Annotated in this window: 25 protein-coding genes and 1 pseudogene; 13 read left to right on the top strand and 13 right to left on the bottom strand. The window is 64.3% G+C overall.

What is annotated here, in order from left to right:
* Positions 1 to 23 precede the first annotated feature (23 nt).
* Positions 24 to 926, bottom strand: coding sequence for an AraC family transcriptional regulator (locus RHPLAN_RS21985; protein ID WP_068021947.1), 903 nt, complete (start codon positions 924 to 926; stop codon positions 24 to 26).
* 94 nt (positions 927 to 1,020) lie between these two features.
* On the opposite strand from RHPLAN_RS21985, the gene RHPLAN_RS21980 reads away from it, so the two are divergent.
* The 3 genes and pseudogenes from RHPLAN_RS21980 to RHPLAN_RS39545 all read left to right on the top strand — a co-directional run bounded on the left by RHPLAN_RS21980 (position 1,021) and on the right by RHPLAN_RS39545 (position 2,482).
* Positions 1,021 to 1,764 carry an SDR family oxidoreductase gene (locus RHPLAN_RS21980; RefSeq protein WP_068021944.1) on the top strand — a complete coding sequence of 248 codons (744 nt, stop codon included), beginning with the start codon at positions 1,021 to 1,023 and terminating at the stop codon, positions 1,762 to 1,764.
* Between the two features lie 42 nt (positions 1,765 to 1,806).
* Positions 1,807 to 1,884: pseudogene (locus RHPLAN_RS39550) on the top strand (IS5/IS1182 family transposase); the annotation flags it as partial.
* Positions 1,885 to 2,038: 154 nt separating this feature from the next.
* A complete protein-coding gene (locus RHPLAN_RS39545) occupies positions 2,039 to 2,482 on the top strand; it encodes a cupin domain-containing protein (RefSeq protein ID WP_157100409.1) in 444 nt (147 codons plus the stop codon).
* Between the two features lie 96 nt (positions 2,483 to 2,578).
* Here RHPLAN_RS39545 and RHPLAN_RS21975 read toward each other — a convergent pair whose 3' ends face one another.
* Together RHPLAN_RS21975 and RHPLAN_RS21970 are read right to left on the bottom strand one after the other, a co-directional pair.
* Complete coding sequence (locus tag RHPLAN_RS21975) at positions 2,579 to 3,064, bottom strand: lipocalin-like domain-containing protein (protein WP_157100408.1); 486 nt, start codon at positions 3,062 to 3,064, stop codon at positions 2,579 to 2,581.
* 207 nt (positions 3,065 to 3,271) lie between these two features.
* Positions 3,272 to 3,529: a DUF3253 domain-containing protein gene (locus tag RHPLAN_RS21970; RefSeq protein WP_068021942.1), complete on the bottom strand. Its 258-nt coding sequence runs from the start codon at positions 3,527 to 3,529 to the stop codon at positions 3,272 to 3,274.
* 165 nt (positions 3,530 to 3,694) lie between these two features.
* Here RHPLAN_RS21970 and RHPLAN_RS39540 point away from each other — a divergent pair, with 165 nt between their 5' ends.
* Positions 3,695 to 3,874 (top strand): hypothetical protein, encoded by a 180-nt coding sequence (locus RHPLAN_RS39540; RefSeq protein WP_157100407.1) that lies wholly within the window; start codon positions 3,695 to 3,697, stop codon positions 3,872 to 3,874.
* Positions 3,875 to 3,917: 43 nt separating this feature from the next.
* Here the strand turns inward: RHPLAN_RS39540 and RHPLAN_RS21965 are convergent, their stop codons facing one another.
* Both RHPLAN_RS21965 and RHPLAN_RS21960 read right to left on the bottom strand, forming a co-directional pair.
* The gene (locus RHPLAN_RS21965; RefSeq protein ID WP_237179886.1) at positions 3,918 to 5,321 is read right to left on the bottom strand and encodes an MmgE/PrpD family protein; all 1,404 of its coding nucleotides are present in this window, start codon (positions 5,319 to 5,321) and stop codon (positions 3,918 to 3,920) included.
* A gap of 109 nt (positions 5,322 to 5,430) precedes the next feature.
* Positions 5,431 to 6,117, bottom strand: a complete 687-nt coding sequence (locus RHPLAN_RS21960) for a DUF599 domain-containing protein (protein WP_068021933.1) — start codon at positions 6,115 to 6,117, stop codon at positions 5,431 to 5,433.
* Positions 6,118 to 6,254: 137 nt separating this feature from the next.
* Here RHPLAN_RS21960 and RHPLAN_RS21955 point away from each other — a divergent pair, with 137 nt between their 5' ends.
* Genes RHPLAN_RS21955 through RHPLAN_RS21945 form a run of 3 tightly spaced genes read left to right on the top strand, consistent with a single transcriptional unit; the run spans position 6,255 to position 7,987 of the window.
* The gene (locus RHPLAN_RS21955; RefSeq protein ID WP_068021930.1) at positions 6,255 to 6,671 is read left to right on the top strand and encodes a rhodanese-like domain-containing protein; all 417 of its coding nucleotides are present in this window, start codon (positions 6,255 to 6,257) and stop codon (positions 6,669 to 6,671) included.
* Positions 6,672 to 6,726: 55 nt separating this feature from the next.
* Entirely contained in the window at positions 6,727 to 7,275 is a 549-nt protein-coding gene (locus RHPLAN_RS40860) for a hypothetical protein (RefSeq protein ID WP_068021927.1), read from the top strand.
* 25 nt (positions 7,276 to 7,300) lie between these two features.
* The gene (locus RHPLAN_RS21945) at positions 7,301 to 7,987 is read left to right on the top strand and encodes a glutathione S-transferase family protein (RefSeq protein WP_068021924.1); all 687 of its coding nucleotides are present in this window, start codon (positions 7,301 to 7,303) and stop codon (positions 7,985 to 7,987) included.
* Here the strand turns inward: RHPLAN_RS21945 and RHPLAN_RS39535 are convergent.
* The 3 genes from RHPLAN_RS39535 to RHPLAN_RS21935 all read right to left on the bottom strand — a co-directional run bounded on the left by RHPLAN_RS39535 (position 7,982) and on the right by RHPLAN_RS21935 (position 8,640).
* Positions 7,982 to 8,131, bottom strand: coding sequence for a hypothetical protein (locus RHPLAN_RS39535; RefSeq protein ID WP_157100406.1), 150 nt, complete (start codon positions 8,129 to 8,131; stop codon positions 7,982 to 7,984). The two genes, RHPLAN_RS21945 and RHPLAN_RS39535, sit on opposite strands and share 6 nt — an antisense overlap.
* Before the next feature lie 12 nt (positions 8,132 to 8,143).
* On the bottom strand, positions 8,144 to 8,362 hold the full coding sequence (locus RHPLAN_RS21940) for a hypothetical protein (RefSeq protein ID WP_068021922.1): 219 nt from the start codon (positions 8,360 to 8,362) through the stop codon (positions 8,144 to 8,146).
* A 74-nt stretch (positions 8,363 to 8,436) separates the two neighbouring features.
* Positions 8,437 to 8,640, bottom strand: coding sequence for a hypothetical protein (locus RHPLAN_RS21935; protein ID WP_157100405.1), 204 nt, complete (start codon positions 8,638 to 8,640; stop codon positions 8,437 to 8,439).
* A gap of 308 nt (positions 8,641 to 8,948) precedes the next feature.
* Here RHPLAN_RS21935 and RHPLAN_RS21930 point away from each other — a divergent pair, with 308 nt between their 5' ends.
* Genes RHPLAN_RS21930 through RHPLAN_RS21920 form a run of 3 tightly spaced genes read left to right on the top strand, consistent with a single transcriptional unit; the run spans position 8,949 to position 12,011 of the window.
* A complete protein-coding gene (locus RHPLAN_RS21930; protein ID WP_068021915.1) occupies positions 8,949 to 10,121 on the top strand; it encodes an NEW3 domain-containing protein in 1,173 nt (390 codons plus the stop codon).
* Positions 10,118 to 11,065: an ABC transporter ATP-binding protein gene (locus RHPLAN_RS21925; protein WP_068021913.1), complete on the top strand. Its 948-nt coding sequence runs from the start codon at positions 10,118 to 10,120 to the stop codon at positions 11,063 to 11,065. Before RHPLAN_RS21930 ends, RHPLAN_RS21925 begins: the two co-directional genes overlap by 4 nt.
* A complete protein-coding gene (locus tag RHPLAN_RS21920; protein ID WP_068021910.1) occupies positions 11,052 to 12,011 on the top strand; it encodes an ABC transporter permease subunit in 960 nt (319 codons plus the stop codon). Before RHPLAN_RS21925 ends, RHPLAN_RS21920 begins: the two co-directional genes overlap by 14 nt.
* Before the next feature lie 78 nt (positions 12,012 to 12,089).
* Here RHPLAN_RS21920 and RHPLAN_RS21915 read toward each other — a convergent pair whose 3' ends face one another.
* Positions 12,090 to 12,920: a DUF1236 domain-containing protein gene (locus RHPLAN_RS21915; RefSeq protein ID WP_068021907.1), complete on the bottom strand. Its 831-nt coding sequence runs from the start codon at positions 12,918 to 12,920 to the stop codon at positions 12,090 to 12,092.
* Between the two features lie 184 nt (positions 12,921 to 13,104).
* On the opposite strand from RHPLAN_RS21915, the gene RHPLAN_RS21910 reads away from it, so the two are divergent.
* From RHPLAN_RS21910 to RHPLAN_RS21900, 3 genes are read left to right on the top strand one after another with little or no spacing between them, the layout of a single operon-like run.
* The gene (locus tag RHPLAN_RS21910) at positions 13,105 to 14,709 is read left to right on the top strand and encodes a carboxyl transferase domain-containing protein (protein WP_068021904.1); all 1,605 of its coding nucleotides are present in this window, start codon (positions 13,105 to 13,107) and stop codon (positions 14,707 to 14,709) included.
* A gap of 11 nt (positions 14,710 to 14,720) precedes the next feature.
* Positions 14,721 to 16,133 (top strand): cytochrome P450, encoded by a 1,413-nt coding sequence (locus RHPLAN_RS21905; protein WP_157100404.1) that lies wholly within the window; start codon positions 14,721 to 14,723, stop codon positions 16,131 to 16,133.
* A gap of 2 nt (positions 16,134 to 16,135) precedes the next feature.
* A complete protein-coding gene (locus RHPLAN_RS21900; protein WP_068021898.1) occupies positions 16,136 to 17,026 on the top strand; it encodes a 1-acyl-sn-glycerol-3-phosphate acyltransferase in 891 nt (296 codons plus the stop codon).
* Between the two features lie 92 nt (positions 17,027 to 17,118).
* On the opposite strand, the gene RHPLAN_RS21895 is transcribed toward RHPLAN_RS21900, so the two are convergent.
* The 4 genes from RHPLAN_RS21895 to RHPLAN_RS21880 form a co-directional block, all read right to left on the bottom strand.
* The gene (locus RHPLAN_RS21895) at positions 17,119 to 17,607 is read right to left on the bottom strand and encodes a DUF3617 domain-containing protein (protein ID WP_157100403.1); all 489 of its coding nucleotides are present in this window, start codon (positions 17,605 to 17,607) and stop codon (positions 17,119 to 17,121) included.
* Between the two features lie 702 nt (positions 17,608 to 18,309).
* Positions 18,310 to 19,155 (bottom strand): DMT family transporter, encoded by an 846-nt coding sequence (locus RHPLAN_RS21890; protein ID WP_068021892.1) that lies wholly within the window; start codon positions 19,153 to 19,155, stop codon positions 18,310 to 18,312.
* Between the two features lie 120 nt (positions 19,156 to 19,275).
* Complete coding sequence (locus RHPLAN_RS21885) at positions 19,276 to 19,953, bottom strand: putative quinol monooxygenase (RefSeq protein WP_068021891.1); 678 nt, start codon at positions 19,951 to 19,953, stop codon at positions 19,276 to 19,278.
* Between the two features lie 36 nt (positions 19,954 to 19,989).
* Positions 19,990 to 20,967 (bottom strand): NADPH:quinone reductase, encoded by a 978-nt coding sequence (locus RHPLAN_RS21880; protein ID WP_068021890.1) that lies wholly within the window; start codon positions 20,965 to 20,967, stop codon positions 19,990 to 19,992.
* Positions 20,968 to 21,006 lie beyond the last annotated feature (39 nt).

Here is a 21,006-nt window from a genome sequence, read left to right as displayed (position 1 = left end):
TGCTTTACGCTGTGACCTGCCTCTCAAGATAAATCTGCTCGTGCGTAGCGACCTGGCGGCTGGCCGACGTGGCGGCTGAAAGCGGTGCTGAAGGTGCTGGCCGAGCTGTAACCCACGCGCTCGGCGACTGCCGCGAGTCCGAGTTCTTCGCGGCGGAGCAAGTCCTTCGCGATGGCCATGCGCCAGGCGAGGAGATACTCCATCGGCGGAAGGCCCACGGCGCGTGCAAAGCGATCGAAGAACGCAGAACGAGACAGCGCAGCTTCCTTCGCGAGTTTGGCCACGGTCCATGACCGCCCGGGATTGCCGTGCATCTGCCGTATCGCCGCCGCGAGTCGCCCATCGCTCAACCCGCGCAGCAACCCAGGCGACGCCCGCTGGCCCTGTGTCGACCGCAGCGCTTCGACGAGCAGCACCTCGACCAGGCGGGAGAGTACGAGATCGCGGCCCGATCGCCGTTCGCTCGATTCCTCAACGACGAACCGTACCAGCATGGAAAGGCGCTCGACGCCGCGCACATGCACCAGTGCCGGCAACAGCGATACCAGCAACCCCGCGTCTGCCGAATCGAAGACGAAGTAGCCGCCGAGCAGCCGAACATCGGGACGTCCGCCGCGCCTGCCGTGGCGAACGTCGCCGGCCGGCGAAGGCAATCGCTTCGGGTCGATGCGCTCGGGCGTCACCGGATCGAAGCCCGACATCGTAAAGCCAGGCGTCGCCGGCAGGAGCACAAAGTCGCCTGCCTCAAGCGTGATCGCATCGTGGCCGTCGACGGCGAGACGGCACCGGCCCTCGATCACGGTGCAGAAGCTTGGCTGGCCGAAGTCGGTGTAACGCACCCCCCAGCGTCCTGCGCCACTGATGCCCTTCGTGAACACGGCACGCGGCCGAAGCAGGGTGATGATTTCCGAGAGCGGATCGATCATTGCCGGACTATTGCAAAGGAAATATGGACTTTTGATTGTAGATAGTCCGGCCTCCGAAGGCTATCCCTTCACCACCAACCGAAGGGAAACCAACATGAAGACCGCATTGATCACTGGCTGCTCGTCGGGCTATGGCCTGGAGACCGCACGCCATTTCCATGCACAGGGCTGGAACGTCGTCGCCACCATGCGGACGCCGCGTGAAGGCATCTTGCCTCAATCGGAGCGCCTCCGCGTGCTGCCGCTTGACGTGACCAGGCCTGAAAGCATCGCAGCGGTGCTTGACCAGAGCGGGCCCATCGACGTGCTCGTCAACAACGCGGGCATCGGCCTGTTCGGTGCCTTCGAAGCCACTCCCATGGCCGTGGTGCGCGATGTGTTCGAAACCAACACGTTCGGTGTGATGGCGATGACGCAGGCGGTGCTGCCTCAATTCCGCGCGCGCGAGTCGGGCGTGGTGGTGAACGTGACCTCAAGTGCGACGCTGGCGCCGATGCCGCTGGTGGCTGTTTACACCGCCAGCAAAATGGCCATCGAGGGATTCACAAGATCGCTGGCCCTCGAGCTTCAAGCTTTCAACGTGTGCGTCAAGCTGGTTGAGCCGGGTTACGGCCCGAGCACGCGCTTTACGCAAAACACCGGAACGCGCATGGAAGGCACGATTCCCGAGGCGTACACGCCCTTCGCCCAAGCTGTGCTAACCGCCTTCTCACAGCCGGCTATGGTGACGACGGAGTCCGACGTGGCGGAGGCGGTGTGGAGCGCCGCAAACGACAGGTCCGGGCAACTGCGCTTCCCGGCCGGTGCCGACGCAGTAGCGCTGGCTCAATCCGCGTGAGCCCGGAAGCGCCCCGTGAAAGCACTCTAACGTTGGTGTGGCGCAACCCGATACGACAAACTCGCAGCCAACTATCTGGCGTTCGTCAAACTTGCATCAATCCGCATTTGGCTGTGTGCTAGGATGCGGACCCGTCGCCCTTTGCGTTCAAGGTCGCTTTTGGGGCAAGCCGGACATCAACAGGCTGACACACCCGGCATAATCGGTCGAAAATGACCCGAAGCGGACATTCGCGGAACCTTGTGTCGCGGGCAAACAGAAAGGGAAAAGGATTATGAGATCCGGTTATACGAAAGTTTTCTGCGCTTTCGCTTTTTCGACGCTCACTTGTATCGTGCATGCAGACCCTTTGACCGAGACTCGTATTTCGCCACAGGAGTTGAAGTGGGAAAAACTGTCCACGGGGGTTGAACGAACGAATATCGCCGGAGACGACAAGAAGGCCGGATTGTATGTTTATCGCATCCGGTTTCCGGCAGGCTCCCGTGTTACACCGCATTTTCATCCTGATGAACGCGTCGGAACGGTACTATCTGGGACGCTCTATTTTGGGTACGGACCTGAGTTCAACGAGGCCGCCATGAAAGCGCTGCCCCCGGGTGGCTCGTGGACGGAGCCACCCAAACAGCCGCATTTTGCATGGGCGAAAGACGGCGAGGTTGTCATCCAAGTGATGGGATATGGTCCGTCGGGCACAACGCAGGTCGGCTCAAAATAGCCTCAACGTCGAATCCGATCAGCCACAGCTTATATCCGCTTTTGTCACGCACCGGACTTGTCAGCGCGCAATGGACGCAGGACATCATCCAGACGCTCAGCGTTCACGCTCCCAAGTGAGTGTCCCTACCACCTTCTTGCCGGGATAAACCGCACTGGCCTGTTCGGCGGTTCGAATAGAGAGCTTGTCTCCTTCCAGCTTGAAGAACCGGACTTGGGCCGTGCCCGTCAAAATCTCGTTCCACGAGAGATCGACGTCGGTTGTAAGTTTGTCTCCGTCGATTTTGAATTTGCCGGTGTAGACCATCAGCGATTTGAGGAGCGCGGCTGAGTCCGCATCACTCGTTGCGGGCTTGCGATCTGGCCTGGCGATCATGAACGCCGAGAACCCGTCCGGTGTGAAGAGCGCCCTGCCTTTCGGGTTGGGACCAAATGGTTGTGTGGCTCCTCCATCGATAATTTGAATCGTCCAAGCGGTTAGCTTCCAACTACCGACCAATTGTCGCGCTGTATCCTGTGCGAAGGCCAGTCCGGGTTGAAGAAAGCAATAGGCAGCAACAGCGAAAGCGGTAAGACGAACCATGTTGTCCTCCCGTGTCTGGGCACCGCAGAACGCTAGTCGCAAGGTAAATCTCTGTCGAGGCCACCCCGTCGGTGGCCTCTATCAATCCGAATGTGACGTCGATTCTTGGCACATCGCGCCGTTTTGCTACCATGTTGTACTTCGGTCGCATTCGGATCGAAGCGGACATCGGGCCGAGTTATGAGTACGGCCTAATGAGTCCGGACCCTAATCCAGCCGCGGCAGGCCGAGCCGGTACACGCCCTTGAAGTCGTTCGGGTCGACCGGCTTGCCCTTGCGATAGATCACCAGCCGGCCTTCCTGCGCGAGCCGTACCGCGACACGGCGGATCGGCGGCATCAGCACGTGCCACTCCGGGCCGGGCTTCAGCACATTGGCAGCGTCGGTCGGGCTGATGGTCTTGCCCGCGGCTGTCTCGCCGAGCAGGCGGAAGATCGCGGCTTCGATGTCGGCCGGGTCGATCATGGTGAACGGCTTCTTAAACTCCGACTGATATCCGCAACAGATCACGCGCTCGGGCAGGAAACGGCTGTATCCTGCGACACGCAGTCTGAACGATTCGGGACCTTGAGTATGCGTACTCGGTCGGACGAAAGGTGAGGCGGGCGCGCCGAGCCGGAGGATCGTCGGATGTCTATCGAAATGGATGCGGGCGCGGGCAGGCCGCGTGCGTTTTCCAATGCAACGAATGTCGACGCAGAGATCGAGGCGGCCGAGCCCGACCCTGCGGAAGGCTGGCTGATGATCCTCACCACGCTGGCCGGTGTGCTGGCCGCTTCATCGCTCGGCGTGTGGGTGTTCCTGCGCTGATTGAGCCTGCGGCGAACCGCTTCACACTTCGCCGGAAAATGCTTTAGCCGCCGCGCAGCAGAGGCCGCAGGCTGCGCACGTCCGCGACCTGCTCGATCGCATAGATGGTGTCGATCAGGCGACCCGACGTGTCGCGTCCCAGCACCGGCGCGACGAGATCGCGCGCTTTGTCGATCACTTCGGCACGCGTCATCGGGTTGCGCGGCGTGCCACGGACCGCGGTGACGCGTTCCGAAAGGCGCGTTCCGTCGGACAATTCGACTTCGACCAGGGTTACGCGAACCGGCAGAAATTTTGTGAGCTCGTCGTCGCGCACGAGATCGACTTTCTGGCGTTCGCGGAGCGCTGTGGGCTCGTGCATGCGCGCATCGTCATGCGCAGCGTGGAAGGAAACGGTCTTGTCCAGCAGCATCACCGCGACCATGTGCTGAAGGCAGATGTCCGGGATGTCGCGATTGTCGACAATGGCGGCAACGGGCGGCGCGAGCCGTATCGTCACGCGCTTGACCTCGTTGGCCTCGAACGGGTGTTTTTTCCGGATCGCCTCGAGGCCGTCGAGCGGCGCCTGAATCGGCGAGCCAACGGTCCACTTCTTGATGTCCGTGAGCGCGATGTCGTAGCGGGTGCCGAGCTTTTCGACGAGCCGTTCCGGCTCGGCCTTCGGCGCGTAGGTCGCGAAGAAGTTGTCTGCGCCCGTGAAGATGTCATCGACGCCGGTCCAGCCGGCCTTCACCAGCAGCGCCGAGGTCAGGCCGTTGCGGGCCGGCATGCCGCCGAAGACGAAACCCTTCTCGATGTGATCGGTGTCGCGCTGCCACGCCCGGGTGCCCGAGGACTGCTGCGCCGCGTAGCCGAGCGCCCAGCGCATCTGCTGCGCGTCAAGGCCTGCGACGCAGCATGCAGCGGCTGCCGCTCCGAACGTGCCGGCGATGCTGTGGGTGGCAACGCTGACGCTGACGTCGTAGCTCGCTTTGGCGTTTTCGCCGAACATCGCGAGGATGATCCGGGTGCCGACGTCGTAGCCGAGTGTCACGGCGTTGAGCAGCGCCGTGCCGTCACCGCCGAGTTCCTCAGCCGCGGCAAGCGCGGCGGGCACGACCGCGCATCCCGGATGCCAGCGCCCGGCATTGTTCGAATCGTCGGTTTCGTCCGCATGCGCCATCACGCCGTTGGCGACGGCGGCCTCAAGCGGCGGCGCCGACAGAGCGGTGCCAGGGATCGTCGCGCTGCCTTTCCCGGCGTACATGCCGAGATAACGTTGCGCCGCCGCGCCGGGTGCGAGCCGCGATCCCGAGATGATGGATGCGAGCGTATCGAGAAGATGGTGCTTGGCTTGCTCCGCCACATCGGCGGGCAGCGCGCGTGCGCGGGCCGCGCTCATGTAGGCGCTGAGCTCGGCCATCTGAGGGCTGGTCGCGGACTCGGCGAACGCACGGGGGGTGGACAAGATCGATCCTATCGCACAATGGGCCATGAGACTGAGCATGCGGCGCCGGTTCATTCTCGTCTCCATCACGGTCGTCGTCCATCGCGCCGCGAGTCCGCGCCCCGGCTGGCTATTCTCCGCCGCACACCGCGCGCCGCGAGTCCGAGGCAAACTGACGGCGCCAGAGCACCACGACGACCACGACGCTCGAAATCATCAGCAGCCACGGGCTGATGAACCAGCCGAGATAGCCGAGCGCGAAGAAGAACGCCCGCTGGCCGCGGTTGAAATGCAGTCCCGCGACCTCGCACAGCCGGCCGACGCGCAGCGCGTGAGCCTTGGCCTCCGGCTCGTCCTGCTGGCTCGCCGGCGGCGTCGCCCCGACCAGGATGGCGACGTAGTTGTAGAGCCGGTACGCCCAGCCGAACTTGAAGAACGCATAGACGAAGATGATGGCGAGCCCGATGGTCTTCGCCTCCCACTGCACGTGGGTCATCTGCACGCCGAACGGCAGCGTGCCCACCACCTGGACGATTTCTTCCGATGAGCGAAGCAGCGTCAGCGTGCCGCCGACCGCAATCAGCGATGTGGAGGCAAAGAACGCGGTGCCGTTCTGCAGCGCCGCCACGATCTGGGCGTCGACCATGCGCGTCTCGCGCTTGAGCATCTGGAGCATCCAGACGTCGCGGTAGCGGTTCATCTCGGAGTTGAGGCCGCGGCGGCGCCGTTCGGTCACCGACAGCGCGATCGAATAGGCGATCCAGGCGCCGAGAAACCAGCAGAGCGCCACGATATCGATGATCGAAAGCAGCGGCATGACGAATCTCCGGGGCCACGCTCCCATCCCCGGAACGCCCGCGCAAGATCGCGGTTTGCCCGGTTTCCCGGCGCTGGCCTGCGCACCCTGGTCTTACGGTCCGCGCTCTGCCACCATCGGGAGGAACGGAGATTGCAATGCCCCAGACCATCACTGTCGGCGTCAAGGCGCTGTGCGAGGCCGCCGAGCGCGAGGTCGAGACCCTGTCGATCGAGGAGGCGCTGAAGCTCCACGGTCGCGACGACACGGTGCTGGTCGATATTCGCGATATCCGCGAGCTTCAGCGCGACGGCAAGGTGCCGGGTGCGTTGCATTGCCCGCGCGGCATGCTGGAGTTCTGGATCGACCCGCAGAGCCCGTACCACAAGCCGCAATTCGCCGAGGACAAGCGCTACGTGTTCTTCTGCGCCGGCGGCCTGCGCTCGGCGCTCGCCGCGCAGACCGCCAAGAACATGGGCCTGAAGCCGGTGGCTCATATCCGCGGCGGCTTCGGCGCCTGGAAGAAGTCCGGCGGCCCGGTCGAGATGCCGGAGCCCCGGCCCACAAAAGCCTAACTGGACGGGAAGCCTCGGCCGGAACATAAAGCCTGCCGACCGTTTGGATCTTGTGATGAGTGACGAACAGCAACCGCCCGCGACGACAGAAGCCAAGCCGGATGTGACTCCGGCGGCCGCTCCGGACGCGAAACCCGCGGGCCGCTGGCCGGCGCCCGAAGTCTGGCTTCTGGGGGGGCTTGGGGTGCTCGGCCTCGCAGGCTTCGCGGTGGTGTTCAGCCTGGTGACGGCGCGGACCACGCCCAACCCGCAGGCGGTGGCCGCGGCCGCGCAAGCGCCGGGACCGGTGCAGCAACTGATCACAACGCCGCAAGGCGTGGTGCAGGGGATGCAAGGGGCGCCAGGCGAACGCGGCGCGCAGGGACCGCCCGGGCCGCAAGGGCCGCGCGGCGCCAACGGCGACGCCGGGATCCGCATCGTTCGCACCACCTGCGCCGGCGATTGCTCGACGCAGTGCGAGCCCGACGAGGTGCTGCTCACCGCGCATTGCGGGGTCGGCCGCGCGCCCGCGATCTATCCGACCGAATCCTCGGCGCTCTGCCGCTCGCGCAGCAACGCCCGGGTCGAAGTGGTCGCGGCCTGCGTGAAGTCGGTGCGGCGCTAACATTCATTACAAGGGGAGGGCCGTCGTGGCGCTCACGCTCGTCATCGGCAACAAGAACTATTCGTCCTGGTCGATGCGGCCGTGGATCGCCATGAAGGTCGCGGGCATCGCCTTCGACGAGGTGGTGATCTCGCTCGACGCCGAAGACTTCAAGGCGCGGGTGTTGAAGATTTCAGGCACCGGCAAGGTGCCGGTGCTGGTCGACGGCGATGTGCGGATCTGGGAGTCGCTTGCGATCCTGGAATATCTTGCCGAGAGATTTCCGGCCGCAAAGCTTTGGCCGGCGGACGCCGTGGCACGCGCTCATGCGCGCGTGGTCGCCTCCGAGATGCACGCGGGCTTTCTGCCGCTGCGAAAAGCCTGCCCCATGAACATGTGGCGGCCGGCCAAGAGGCTTGCGCTCGACGCCGATGTCGCCAACGACGTCAAACGCATCGACGCGCTCTGGACGGAGTGTCGCAACCGCTTCGGGGCAGGCGGGCCGTTTCTGTTCGGCGCATTTGGCGCCGCAGACGCGATGTACGCACCGGTCGTGGCGCGCTTCCACACCTACGATGTTGCCGTCAGCGAAGTCTCACGCGCCTATATGGCGGCCGTCATGGCGCTGCCGGCCTGGGCCGAATGGACCGAGGCCGCGCTCCAAGAGCCATGGGTGCTGGCCCGCAACGAGCACGACTGGCCGGACGTGCCGCGGATCTCCGCCGCCTCATGAGCTGAACTGCGTCAGATACACCAGCCCGAAAATCACGATGACCAGGGCGGTGCTCACCGCGAGCACCACCGCCACCGGGCGGTCGAGGAAGCCGGCCCGTGCTTCCACCGCTGTCTCGACGATGTGATCGCCTTCCTTGTGCATGTCGGCCTCCGTTTATTCCGTGCGGCTGTACATCCAGCGGTCGATGCGGTTGGGCATGATCCACGGCCAGGCAAAGCTCGTGATCAGCGCCCACCAAGTTCCGTTGAACGCGCCGAAATAAATGCCGTTCTGCACGCCGCCACCGTTGCCGCCGGTGAGGCCGCCAACGGCGGCGCCGACCGCGATCCAAAGTGCAAACCAGATCGCTGCGACGATCGCGACACGCTTCATGGCTGTCTCCTGGCCATGACAACGCGTGCACCAAGGCACCGTTCCCGGCGCAACGGCTCGGATGGGCCCGCTAATCAGCTCCGGCGGGGGTGCTCGTGCATCCAGTGTTCGAGGCGGGTCGGCAGAATCCACGGCCACGCGAACACTGTGAGCAATGCAAACGTGAAGCCTAGGATGGCTCCCGTGCCCGGATCATTGAACAGGTATTGGCTGAGCTGACATATCGCGGTGGTCCAGCCAACGAACCACAGCAGTGCAACGACGGCGACACGATCCATGATCGAGGATCCTTCATCTCGCCCTTGGTCCACAACCTTGCCTCGGGACAACGTCTCGTCAATGGGGACGTTCCGTGAACTGCTCTGCGCCTTCATCAGGCCTCGGTTCAGCCAAGCCTGAGGCCCCCCTGCGGCTTTCTGTCCATGGAGACTTGCCAAATGATGCGAACTCCAATTTGGTTCTGCCCGGATTTCGTCATGATCCGGGAACATTGCTCCCGCGCTGGTATTTTTCGGTCCGCCGAATAATCCTGCGCAGGGGGCGATACCAACGGTCATTTCCTACGGCGCGACCGGGAGATATCGCTATGAGACTGACTACCCTGCTGTCCCTTGCCTTTGTGATCGCTGCATCCACGCTGCCTGCTGCAGCCGAGGATACGCCGCCCCCGGTCAAGGGCATGTTCCTCCTGACGGACTATCCGTCGACAACGGTCCGGCCTGGCTCGACCTCCACCATCAATTTGCGGCTCCGCAACTACGCGCTGCCGCCCGAGCGCTTCAACTTCGCAGTGAGCGGCGCCCCTCAGGGCTGGACCGTGACGCTGCTCGGCGGGGGCCAGCCGGCCAGCGCCGCGATGGTCGCGACCAACGACAGCACCACGATGCAGCTGCGCCTCGACGTGCCGGACAACGCCGCGATGGGCTCGCACGATCTCACGGTGACCGCCAAAGGGCCGTCCACCGAGCTGACGCTGCCGATTTCGGTGACGCTCGCCAAGGACCTGCCGGCCAAGCTCACGCTGAAGCCGCAACTGCCCTCGATCCGCGGCAACGCCAAGTCGAACTTCGAATACCAGCTCGACATCAAGAACGACTCGGGCCGCAACCTCGTGGTCGCGCTCGGTGCCCAGGCGCCGCAGAACTTCGATGCGACCTTCACCGAGCAGTACGGCAGCCAGGAGCTCAACTCGCTGCCGGTCGACGCCGGTGCGTCCAAGACCGTCAAGCTCAAGGTCCGGCCGCCGAGCACCGCCAACGCCAGCCGTTATCCGGTCACGGTGAAGGCCACCGCCGAGGACGCCACCGCCGAGACCACCGTGGCGCTCGAGATCACCGGCCAGCCGCGGCTCTCGCTCGCCGGCCGTGACGGCGTGCTGAGCGGCCGCGCCGAGGCCGGCAAGGAAACCACGTTCCCGCTGCTGATCAGCAACACCGGCAGTGCGCCGGCCGAGGAGGTCGAGCTTTCGAGCTCCGCGCCGAGCGGCTGGAAGATCGAGTTCGATCCCAAGACCGTCGACCGTATTCCGGCGAACGCCACGCAGCCCAAGGAGGTGCAGGTCCGCGTCACGCCGCCGGAGAAGGCGATCGCCGGCGATTACGCTCCGACCTTCACGGTCACCTCGCGCGGCGAGACCGCCTCGACCCAGTACCGCGTCGCGGTGGGCACCTCGACCCAGTGGGGCCTGATCGGGGTCGGCATTGTCGGCGTGGCGCTGCTGATCATGCTCGCGGCCGTCGCGAGGTTCGGCCGCCGATGAGCGAGAATGTCATCGAAGTCGAGGGGCTGACCAAACGCTACGGCCGCACCACTGCCGTGGACGGCATCTCGTTCACGGTCGGCAAGGGCGAGATCTTCGGCCTCCTCGGGCCGAACGGCGCCGGCAAGACCACCACCATCCTGATGATGCTGGGCTTGACCGACATCACCTCAGGCCGCGTCAGCGTCATGGGTCACAACCCCATGCGCGAGCCGTTGCAGGTGAAGCGGGTGGTCGGCTATCTGCCGGACACCGTGGGCTTCTACGACTACATGACCGCGGTGGACAACCTGCGTTACACCGCGGCCCTGATCGGCATTCCGACCGAGCTGCGCGACAAGCGCATCGCCGAAGCCCTTGAACGCGTGGGCCTCAGCGACGTCGGGCAGAGGCGGGTCGGCGCCTTCTCGCGCGGCATGCGCCAGCGACTGGGCCTTGCCGAGATCCTGATGAAGGACGTTTCGATCGCGATCCTCGACGAGCCGACGTCGGGCCTCGATCCGCACGCCACCTCCGAGCTTCTGGAGATGATCCGGTCGCTCAAGCAGCACGGCGTCGCCGTGATGGTGTCGTCGCATCTGCTCGAGCGCGTGCAGAGCATCTGCGACCGTGTCGCGCTGTTCAACTCCGGCAAGATCGCCCTGCTTGGCACCGTTCCGGAGCTGGCCCGCGAGGTGCTGGGCGGCGGCTACAACGTCGAGGTCGAGGCGGACGGCGAGGGGCTTGCCGTCAAGTTCTCCGAGATCTCGGGCGTCAAGGCCGTCGACCAGTCCGGCCCGAGCCGCTACCGGCTGCTCGCCGAGACCGACGTGCGGCCGCAGGCCGCCGCGACCGTGGTCAACGCCGGCGGCGCATTGCGCCGGCTTTCGATCGCCGAGCCGTCGCTCGACGCCATCTACACCGCCTACTTCCAGCGCCAGGGAGTGAGTCATGCCGCAGCGTGAAGGTTCGCCCTGGCAGGGCATGAGCGTCGTGTTCTTCCGGGAGCTGTTCGACCATCTGACCAGCGCGCGCATGCTGGTCATGCAGCTTCTGGTCGTCGTGCTGGGCGCGGCGGTGGTCTATTTCGCCGCCGAGCAGATCCGCAACACCACGGCGGAGGACCCGTTCCTGTTCCTGCGGCTGTTCGCGCCGCCGGGGCAGACATTGTTGTCGTTCGTGGTGGTGATCAGCATTCTCGTGCCGATCATGGCGATCGGGCTCGGCTTCGACTCGGTCAACGGCGAATACAACCGCCGCACCATGTCCCGCATCCTGGCGCAGCCGATCTATCGCGACGCGCTGCTGTTCGGGAAGTTCCTGGCCGGCTTGATCACGCTGACCATCTGTCTCGTCACGCTGTGGCTGCTGGTTCTCGGCTATGGCTTGATTCGGCTCGGCATCCCGCCCAGCGGCGAGGAGATCGGACGGCTGCTAATCTTCCTGTTCGCCACCATCGTCTACGGCGGCATCTGGCTCGCGCTGTCGATCCTGCTGTCAGTGGCGTTCCGCTCGACCGCAACGGCCGCGCTCGTGGCACTCGGCCTCTGGCTGTTCCTGTCGCTGCTTTGGCCCGCGCTCGCCCAGATGCTCGGCGAGGTAATCTCGCCCTCCGACATCCGGTTCGCAACGCTCGGCCTGCCGACGCCGGACACGCTCGCCTGGCAGACGGCGCTATCGCGGGTCTCGCCCGGCACGCTCTACGGCGAGGTCGTGATCGCAATGCTCAATCCCGACGCCCAGTCGATGACCACGCTGCTCGCCCAGTTCCAGGGCCGCGTGCCGTCGCCGCTGCCGCTGAACGAGAGCATCATCCAGACCTGGCCGCAGATGGTCAGTCTGATCGCCGGCACGATCCTGCTCTACGTCGTGGGCTATGTCGTGTTCCAGCGGCAGGAGGTCAGAGCTTAGCGCTGGCCTGACAGAACCTGAAAATGCCGAAGGGCGGCCGACCGGGCCGCCCTTCGTGCATTCGGATGCTCCGTCGACTTAGACGTTGAGCACCGCAACGATCGTGTACGAGGCCGGATCGATGATGACGATCTCCTCGTCGACCACGAAGTACTTGAAGCCACGCCACGCCGGGTGGATTCGGATCAGCGGTTCAGACACTTCCACGTACCGGACGCTGCCGCTCCGCGGCACGACGGTGCCGACGTTGATGTTGAAGTTGACCTGGCTGCGCGAGATTTTCGCCGAGCCGCTCTTTTCGATCACGCTCGTCCGGAGCGTGGTCTTCTGCTCAGACGTCAGATTGACCGCGCCGCCGGCCTGCGTCGAAGTCGCCGCACCCTGGCCAGTGGTAGTGGTGGACTTGGTGTTCGCCTTGTTGTCCTGCGCCGACTGGTTCGCAGGCTGGTTTCGGTTCTCCTGCGCCTGATTGCGATTGGCCGGGGCCATCTTATTTTCCTGCGCCTGGTTCCTGTTGGCCGGAGCAGCCTTGTTGTCCTGAGCCTGGGTCTTGTTCTCAGCCGGGCCTTCCTTGCTCTGGGCCTGCGACTTGTTGTGCTCGGCCGCGCCGCTCTTCTCGGTCTGGCTCCGGGACTTCATGTCCGCGCCGGATTTGCTGTCGGCCTTGGTGTCCATCCCGGCACCCTGGCCGGTGGTCTCAGCCTTGCTCTTGCTCTCGGCGCCAGCCTTGTGCTCTGCGCCGCGGTTCATTTCCGCGCCGCCCTTATGCATCTCCGATGCACCGCCACGATTCATTTCAGCAGCGCCACCCTTCGCGCCGCCTTCCTTGGCTGCGCCCTGGGCCATCGCGAGGCCGGAGCCCGCGAACAGTGCTGCAGCTGCTACCGTCGCCAGAAGCGTTTTCTTCATTCCCATCTCCTCTGATGATTATCGTTTCTTGCCGAAGTCCTCATCGGCTCTGCAAAAAACGTCTCGCGCTAAAATTCGTTCCGCAAAACCGCATAAACCGGTTTTTTGTTCCACCCTGAAGCGCCATTCACGTTAGACTTTGCGCATTGCAAGAGACCGCCAAGAAACGGTCAGGGAGATTCGGTTGCCTTTCGCATCCAACATCGACACGCGCTCGAACGAGTTTGCCGAGAACGCCTCACGCATGCGCGAGCTCGCGGCAGAGCTGCAAGCAAAGCGCGCCGAAGCAGCGCTCGGCGGGCCGCAACGCATCCGCGAACGCCATCTGTCGCGTGGCAAGCTTTTGCCCAGAGACCGCGTGATGCGGCTTCTTGATCCTGGCGCCCCATTCCTGGAACTGTCGCCGCTCGCGGCGAACGGCCTGTACGACGACGCCATTCACGGCGCCGGCCTCATCACCGGTATCGGCCGCATCGAAGGCCGCGAATGCGTCATCGTCTGCAACGATTCGACCATCAAGGGCGGTACTTATTACCCGATGACCGTGAAGAAGCATCTGCGCGCCCAGGAGATCGCGCGTGAGAACGCCCTTCCATGCATCTATCTGGTCGATTCCGGCGGCGCCAATCTGCCGCACCAGACCGAGGTGTTTCCCGACCGCGAGCACTTCGGCCGCATCTTCTACAACCAGGCGACCTTGTCGTCGCTCGGTATTCCGCAGATCGCCGTGGTGATGGGCTCGTGCACGGCGGGCGGGGCTTATGTGCCGGCGATGAGCGACGAGACCATCATCGTGAAAGGGCAGGGCACGATCTTCCTCGGCGGCCCGCCGCTGGTGAAGGCCGCCACGGGCGAGGTGGTCTCGGCCGAAGACCTCGGCGGCGCTGACGTGCATACGCGCAAGTCCGGCGTCGCCGATCACATGGCCATGGACGATACGCACGCGATCGCACTGGCGCGGCGCATTGTCGCCAACCTCAACACCAGGAAATCCGTCGACATCCCGCTGCTGCCGCCGCGCGAGCCGCATTACGACGCAGCCGAGCTCGACGGCATCGTGCCGCAGGATTTGCGCAAGCAGGTCGATGCCCGCGAGATCATCGCGCGCCTCGTCGACGGCTCCGACTTCGACGAGTTCAAGGCGCTCTACGGCACCACGCTGGTGACCGGCTTCGCGTATCTTTACGGCATGCCGGTCGGCATCCTGGCCAACAACGGCATCCTGTTCTCGGAGTCGGCGCTCAAAGCCGCGCACTTCATCGAACTGTGCTGCCAGCGGCGCATTCCGCTTCTGTTCTTGCAGAACATCGCGGGCTTCATGGTGGGTCGCGACTACGAGGCCGGCGGCATCGCCAAGGACGGCGCCAAGATGGTCACGGCTGTGGCCTGTGCTCAGGTGCCGAAGATCACGCTCATCACCGGGGGCAGCTTCGGCGCCGGCAATTACGGCATGTGCGGGCGCGCCTACGGTCCGCGATTTCTGTTCACCTGGCCGAATGCGCGGATCTCGGTGATGGGCGGCGAGCAGGCCGCGTCCGTGCTTGCGACCGTGCGCCGCGACAACATCGAGGCCGATGGCAAGAGCTGGAGCAAGGACGAGGAGGAGGCGTTCAAGGCGCCGATCCGCGCGCAGTACGAGACCGAGGGCAATCCGTATTTCGCCACCGCGCGATTGTGGGACGACGGCATCATTCTGCCAAGCGAGACACGGCGCGTCCTGGCGCTGGCATTCTCTGCAGCGCTGAACGCGCCGGTCGAGCCGACGAAGTTCGGCGTGTTTCGGATGTAGACTTGAAATCGATGCAGCCAACCCGTCTGAACCATCTTGAATCGGCCTGGTGCCTGACGCGCTTCCTGTTCGATCCGCTCGGAACGCTGGCCCGTTGCCATCGCGAGCGGGGCCGGGTCGTCATCATCACGGCACCCATCCGGTGGCCGATAAAACGGCGCAGCCGGCATTCCAAGCCATTCATCATCAGCGGCGTTGGCGCTGACTTCAATCGCGCAGTCCTGAGCGACCCGACGATATGGCGCACCCGCTCGCTCGGGCCGGGCGGTCCCAGAGGCTCAGCGGCGCGCGAGGTGTCCACCGGCATTTTCAGTCTTCATGACGAGACCCACAAACACTACCGCAGTCTCATCGTCCCGCCGCTCAGCCAAAGAAGCATCAGCGCCCAGAGCTCGCGGATGGGCGACCTGGCGGCGGCTGAGGTCGAACGCTGGCCGATTCACGAGACCATCGATCTGTGGGCCTATTCGCGCCGCTTGATCCAGACGTTGTCGATCAGTTTGTTGTTCGGCAACGACCGGGAGCGTGGCTTGCCGGTCGCCGAGCTGGTCGATCATTTCTACAACCATGCGTTCTCCTGGAAGGTGTTCCTTTGCCCTTTCAATGTTCGCGGTGCGCCATATCACGACATGTTGCGGGATGGGCGACATCTGAAGGTGCGTCTTCTGGATTGGCTCAAACGCAAGCGGGGCTCGGCCGACAGCAACGATCTGTTCGCGATCGTGGCAAACAATCCCGATGAGAAAGGCCGGTCTCTCAGCGACATCGAGACCATCGGGCACATCCCGCCGCTCATGGTTGCGGCATTCGAGACCTGCCAGAACGCTTTGATGTGGACCTTGGTCTTGCTGTGCCAGCATCCGAAGGTCGCGCGGGATTTGCTGGACGAGCTTGAGGGGCGTCTTGCGGGGGCAACGCCGAGCGTCGACCGGATCGGGGACCTGCCGTTGTTCGATGGGGTGATCAACGAGAGCCTGCGTCTCTTTCCTCCCGTTCCGCAGCAGTTTCGCGTCGCCGCGAGAGACACGACGATCGGCGATATCCCGGTCGCGCAGGGCACCAAAGCGGTGCTGAGCCCGTTCCTCACCAACCGCGATCCCGATCTGTATCCCGACCCCGACTGCTTCAAGCCCGAGCGATGGGCGAACCTCAATCCGTCGCTCTACGAGTTTTTCCGCTTCAGCGCCGGTCCGTACACCTGTCCGGGCTCGAACTTTGGCACATCGCTGCTCAAGGTGATGGTGGCGACGATCCTGACGCGCTTTCGCGTGGCGTTGGCGCCGGATATCCCCATCGACTACAAAGTCACGCTGACGCTCACGCCGCAGGGCCGAATTCCGGCCACGCTCTTTCCACAGGATCGCGCGTTTGCCGGCTCCCACGTGCGCGGCAGCATTCGCAAGCTGGTCCAACTGCCGAATTGAGCATGAACCGGTTGCCGCCCGATGAAGCGACCGCGCCGATGAACGCTGACACGCGGCACGCATCTCCGCCGCGATGTGCCGAGGTTTTTACCGTCAACCTTCGAAAAAAGGGTTTGCCGGGCCCGTTGGCGGAGGCGGTCACGCCGCACGTGCATCGGCTGCTCGGCTTTGCGCAGTTCAACCGGGTCTACAGAGAATTGCCGCGCTGCACCCCCGAGGAGTTCTCGCAAATCTTCCTCGATGCATCAAAAGTGCGCGTTGAATTGGCCGGAGCGCCGTTACAAGCCATTCCGAAAACGGGTCCGCTCCTCATCGTCGCAAACCATCCGCTTGGTTTCTTTGACGGCATGCTGATCGACGCGGTGCTTCGGACTGTGCGGTCCGAAGTCTCGATCATGGCTCACAGTATGATGACGGTCATTCCGGACTTTCAGGACCGGTGGTTTTTTGTGGGGCGGCCAGGGAGCCGGAGCAGGCGCAACCTCACCATGCGCAGCCTGCGGCGGGCGATGCGATGGCTTGCTGACGGCAAAGCCTTGCTGGTGTTTCCCGCCGCCCGCGTCTCGCGCTTCCACTGGCGCCATTTGTCGGTCGCGGACCGGGTGTGGAGTCCACACGTTGCGGCGATGGCCTTGCAAACCCGCGCGACGGTGTTGCCGGTCTATTTGCATGGGGCACCAAATTGGACGTCACGGTTTCTCGGTGCTTTTTTGCCGGTGCTGCAGAACGTGCGGGCCATCTGCGCGGTGGAAGACTATCGCGGTCGCACGCTGCGCGCCACGATCGGAATGCCGGTCCAACCGGCGGAGCTTTCCGGTTTTGCGACCGGCCAGGAGGCGATCGAGTTTTTGCGACAGCGGATGGAGCAACTCGCTCATTCGGACAGATCGTAGGGTGGCAAAAGGCGCGAAGCGCCGTGCCCACGCGTTCTGCCTGACGCTGCGTGGCTTCGCTACGCTCAGCCTACCCTACGAGTTGGTGCGTATTACAACGGCCGTCCCGACTGCTGCCCCGGACAATCGCCGACCCGCCGCATCATCGTCAGGATCGACGACGAATACTTCGGCGCGCTGACGATCAGCGTGTCGATGGTGCCGCTGACCATGTCCTTGCCGAAGCGATAGGTGAGGATGGTCTTGGTGCCCTTGCACTGCATCGCGAACGCAAAGCCGTTCGGCAGTGTGCGGGTGTCGCTCAGCTGACAATCCTTCACGAACTGCGGCGATTTCTGATATTGCGCCATCGTCTCCTGCCGGAAGGCGTCGAAGTCTTCCGACGCGATGCAGGTCCGGCTCTTCACCGGCTGATCCTGGAACGCCGAGTTGCGGCTCTCGGTCTCGTACATACCGGGCTGAAAGCTGGGCTTCGGCTCGAGCAATGGCGCCGAGGATTGCGCGAAGGCCTGCGAGGCCAGTGCCAATAGGACGCCGGCGGCGAGACTCGGCGCGAGCGTGCATCGGGTTTGAGGCTTCATCGGATTCCAGCCGCGCGGATCGCGTGCGATGGGCGCTGGCCATGTGTCGCGCGCCGGCCGGGGAGGGTTCATGCCATCAAGTTGGTGTCATTATTGTTCTTGATTTGTTCTTTCATCTAGCGTAACGATCATTTCGTCCTGCACCGTCGAAAGGCGTCGTCGATCGCGACGCCTGATGACGGAGCAAGACGCGGCCGCCGACAACGCGTGCCGCGGATGGAGCGCCGGGAGGCGTCGGGCTCTTCGCACGGCCCGCGCGCCCCGGGACCCCCACTGCCCTCACAGCATTGGGTCCCGGAAGCTCGGCGCGCAGGCCGGCCGATCGCAAGGCTGGCCTGACGGAGCCTCGCAAGCTCCGTGGCGCCTCCCGGCGCTCCATTCCTCTCCCGCTCGGGAGAGAGAAGGAAAACAGGGAGACGGGCGCACCCGGGCGTCCGAAAACAAAACCCCGGGACGGCGGAGCATGACCTGTTTGAAGCGAAGCAAAAAACAACGCGGCCCGCAGCGCATTGCGCCACAGGCCGTGTTGGTTTGATGAGACACGCTAAGTCGCGCGGTCAGTGATGCCAGAACAACGCCAGCAGAAGAATGATCGGCAACGGGATGCCAAGCATCCACAGCAACAAACCTCGTCCAAAACCCATGTGTTCCTCCGTCAGGTGTTTGACAAACAAACAGCGTCGACGAAGGAAGGTTCCACAATCAATTCGGCTTTGGCTTCCACCACACGAGAACGACACCGATGGTGGATGCCGCAAGTCCGGCGATCGCCATTGGCGAAAGATGTTCGCCAAGAAGCGCCATCGCGAGAATCGCCGACGCGCCGGGCACGACGAAGAAGCCCGACGACGCGCGGCCTGCGCCGTAGCGCTCCAGCATCAGGCTGTAGATCGCCATGCCGCCGATCGACATTGCGACCGTATTCCAGGCCAGCGCCTCGACGAAATGCGCGGTCCAATGCCAGTGCGGCGTTTCGAACAGCAGCATCAAGACAACCGTCATCGCGGCGCCGCCGATGAGTTGCACCGACGTCGACTCGAAGGCCGGCACGTCGGCGGCGAAGCGTTTCAGCGTCAGCGTGCCGGCGGTCAGTCCGAACAGGCTGAGCGCGAGCAGTGCGAGATTGCCGCTGCCGAGCGACAGCGGCACGCCGAGCAGCACGCCGACAAAGCCAAGGAATACGCCGAGCCATTGCCACGGCGCGAAGCGCTCGTTGAACAGCCCGACGCTCAGCGCAGCGGTCAGGATCGGATGAAACGCATGCACCAGCGCGGTCGGCGTGGCGTCGACCGCGACGAGGGCGGCGTGCGTCATCGACAGGCCGAGGCCGTGCAGGAGCGCGCCGCCGAGGAGGATGTACGGCCAGGATTTCGCGCGCGGCCAGCGCCGGCCCATCAGCCACATCAGCAATGCCGCTGCCGCGGCCGCGATCGACAGCCGCGCGCCGACCAGTGCGAACGGCGAGGCGTCGATCAGGCCGACCTTGGCGGCGACGTAGGACGACGCCCAGAGCAGCGCAAAGACAAATGGCAGCAGCGCGTGGAGCACGGCGAGAGCACCCGTTCGATCGATGGCGCTCTCTATATAGCGGCGGCCCGGCCGCGCGCCCTTCGTATGATTGAAGGGCGCCGTTCGCGAAACACAGAGGCTAGAGCATCGGCCGGAGGGCTACTTGTTCAGCCACTTGTAGAGCCGCTCGTCATAGAGCGCGCCGGCCATCGGGGCGAGCTTGGTGCGGAACTCGCGGGTGTCCTTCTCCATCTGGTGCACGTTGAAGGCGCCCTGAGAAGCCCAGGCTTCGACCACGGTGAAGTGGTTCGGCCGGTTGGTCTGTTGCCAGACTTCGAACGACAGGTTGTCCCGCTGCTTGCGGCTGTTGTCGGCAAGCTCCTTCAGCGCGCCCACGGCATTGTCCTTCTGCGGCGGGATCACGTCGACATGGGTGATGGCGACGACCGGGTCCTTGCCGGTCTTCTGCGGCGTCACCGACAACGCATTGTGCTGGCGTGTGTCGGTCGGCGCCACCAGCATGGTGGCGAGCTTGTCGTTGAGCTTTTTCACGTTATCGCCTGCAGCGTGGGCATCGTAAGCCGCCTGGTTGGCCCAACTGGCCAATACGGCGAACTGGTTGGGCCGGTCGATGCGCTGAAACACCTCGAAGGCGACGACGCCGTTTTCCTTGCGCGACGCATCCCGATAGCTCTTCAACGCCGTGGCGCCGACCTTGCCCAGCACCGGCCCGACCTCGACATAGGTCACGGTGTAGAACGTGGCATCCTCGGCGAGCGCGGCCGACGCACCGGCCATGGTCATGGCCAACCAGGCCAGCGCAAGAAGACGAAGCATGACGATCCTCCCAGCCTTTTCAAAACCGTTCGTCCGTTAGAGCGTGACCACCACATTGCCCATGGCCTTGCCTTGCTCGACGGCCTCATGGGCCGCGACGATATCGTTGAGCGGCAATGTCATGGCCACGTTGTTGATCAGCGTCTTGTTCTCGAGCATCCGCGTGATGCCGGTGACCGCCGAGTTGCGCTCGGCCGCAGTCAGTTCGTAGACGTAGATGAATTGCAGCCGGATGCCGTTGACCAGCAGTGCTTGCGCCGGGATCGAGGCTTCGGCGCTGCCGGTGCCATAGATCACCACGCTGCTGCGCGCATGCAGAACGCCGGGATAGAGCCTGGCGTTGGCGGCGAGATCCATCTCGATCACTGCGTCGACCATGGCCTTGCCGGTCAGCGCGGCGACCCGCTCGCCGACGTTTTCGCGCTTGTAGTCGATGGTGTGGTCGGCGCCGGCCTTGCTGGCGAGTTCGGCCTTGGAGTCCGAACTCACGGTGGTGAGCACGGTCGCGCCGCGTGCCTTGGCGAACTGGATGGCGTAATGGCCGACGCCGCCCGCGCCGCCGGTCACCAGCACGGTCATGCCCTTGGTAACGCCCGCGACGTCGACGGCGTTGCAGGCGGTCATGGCCGGAATACCGAGGCAGGCGCCGGCCTCGTCGCTGACATGCGCCGGCATCGGCACCGCATATTGCGCCGGCAGCACGACATATTCGGCGCAGGTGCCGTGCGGCCGCTTCCATTGTGCGTTCCACACCCAGACGCGTTCGCCTTGGCGCTGCGCCGGTACGCCATCGCCGACCATCTCGATCACGCCGGCGCCATCGCTGTGCGGGATCACCCGCGGGTAGGCGATCTTCCGGGTGCGGCCCTCGCGCGCCTTCACATCGGATGGATTGACGCCGGAGGCCTTGAGCCTGACACGGACCTCGCCGGGTCCAGGAATGGGTGTGTCGACGTCGGCGACGTGGAGCACGTCGCGCGCCGCGCCGTTACGTTCGTAGAACGCCGCACGCATTCGATCACCCCCGGGCTTCGGTTATTGTGTCGTTTGATG

Origin of the sequence: Rhodoplanes sp. Z2-YC6860 (assembly GCF_001579845.1) — a bacterium.
Taxonomy (GTDB): Bacteria; Pseudomonadota; Alphaproteobacteria; order Rhizobiales; family Xanthobacteraceae; genus Z2-YC6860.
This window is presented reverse-complemented; position numbering and strand designations above follow the sequence as displayed.

What these genes read in the sequence shown, in the direction of transcription:
- RHPLAN_RS21985 (WP_068021947.1), bottom strand. Translation starts at nt 926, where the DNA reads ATGATCGATCCGCTCTCGGAAATCATCACCCTGCTTCGGCCGCGTGCC.
- RHPLAN_RS21980 (WP_068021944.1), top strand. Translation starts at nt 1,021, where the DNA reads ATGAAGACCGCATTGATCACTGGCTGCTCGTCGGGCTATGGCCTGGAG.
- RHPLAN_RS39545 (WP_157100409.1), top strand. Translation starts at nt 2,039, where the DNA reads ATGAGATCCGGTTATACGAAAGTTTTCTGCGCTTTCGCTTTTTCGACG.
- RHPLAN_RS21975 (WP_157100408.1), bottom strand. Translation starts at nt 3,064, where the DNA reads ATGGTTCGTCTTACCGCTTTCGCTGTTGCTGCCTATTGCTTTCTTCAA.
- RHPLAN_RS21970 (WP_068021942.1), bottom strand. Translation starts at nt 3,529, where the DNA reads ATGATCGACCCGGCCGACATCGAAGCCGCGATCTTCCGCCTGCTCGGC.
- RHPLAN_RS39540 (WP_157100407.1), top strand. Translation starts at nt 3,695, where the DNA reads ATGTCTATCGAAATGGATGCGGGCGCGGGCAGGCCGCGTGCGTTTTCC.
- RHPLAN_RS21960 (WP_068021933.1), bottom strand. Translation starts at nt 6,117, where the DNA reads ATGCCGCTGCTTTCGATCATCGATATCGTGGCGCTCTGCTGGTTTCTC.
- RHPLAN_RS21955 (WP_068021930.1), top strand. Translation starts at nt 6,255, where the DNA reads ATGCCCCAGACCATCACTGTCGGCGTCAAGGCGCTGTGCGAGGCCGCC.
- RHPLAN_RS40860 (WP_068021927.1), top strand. Translation starts at nt 6,727, where the DNA reads ATGAGTGACGAACAGCAACCGCCCGCGACGACAGAAGCCAAGCCGGAT.
- RHPLAN_RS39535 (WP_157100406.1), bottom strand. Translation starts at nt 8,131, where the DNA reads ATGCACAAGGAAGGCGATCACATCGTCGAGACAGCGGTGGAAGCACGG.
- RHPLAN_RS21940 (WP_068021922.1), bottom strand. Translation starts at nt 8,362, where the DNA reads ATGAAGCGTGTCGCGATCGTCGCAGCGATCTGGTTTGCACTTTGGATC.
- RHPLAN_RS21935 (WP_157100405.1), bottom strand. Translation starts at nt 8,640, where the DNA reads ATGGATCGTGTCGCCGTCGTTGCACTGCTGTGGTTCGTTGGCTGGACC.
- RHPLAN_RS21930 (WP_068021915.1), top strand. Translation starts at nt 8,949, where the DNA reads ATGAGACTGACTACCCTGCTGTCCCTTGCCTTTGTGATCGCTGCATCC.
- RHPLAN_RS21925 (WP_068021913.1), top strand. Translation starts at nt 10,118, where the DNA reads ATGAGCGAGAATGTCATCGAAGTCGAGGGGCTGACCAAACGCTACGGC.
- RHPLAN_RS21920 (WP_068021910.1), top strand. Translation starts at nt 11,052, where the DNA reads ATGCCGCAGCGTGAAGGTTCGCCCTGGCAGGGCATGAGCGTCGTGTTC.
- RHPLAN_RS21915 (WP_068021907.1), bottom strand. Translation starts at nt 12,920, where the DNA reads ATGAAGAAAACGCTTCTGGCGACGGTAGCAGCTGCAGCACTGTTCGCG.
- RHPLAN_RS21905 (WP_157100404.1), top strand. Translation starts at nt 14,721, where the DNA reads ATGCAGCCAACCCGTCTGAACCATCTTGAATCGGCCTGGTGCCTGACG.
- RHPLAN_RS21900 (WP_068021898.1), top strand. Translation starts at nt 16,136, where the DNA reads ATGAACCGGTTGCCGCCCGATGAAGCGACCGCGCCGATGAACGCTGAC.
- RHPLAN_RS21895 (WP_157100403.1), bottom strand. Translation starts at nt 17,607, where the DNA reads ATGAAGCCTCAAACCCGATGCACGCTCGCGCCGAGTCTCGCCGCCGGC.
- RHPLAN_RS21885 (WP_068021891.1), bottom strand. Translation starts at nt 19,953, where the DNA reads ATGCTTCGTCTTCTTGCGCTGGCCTGGTTGGCCATGACCATGGCCGGT.
- RHPLAN_RS21880 (WP_068021890.1), bottom strand. Translation starts at nt 20,967, where the DNA reads ATGCGTGCGGCGTTCTACGAACGTAACGGCGCGGCGCGCGACGTGCTC.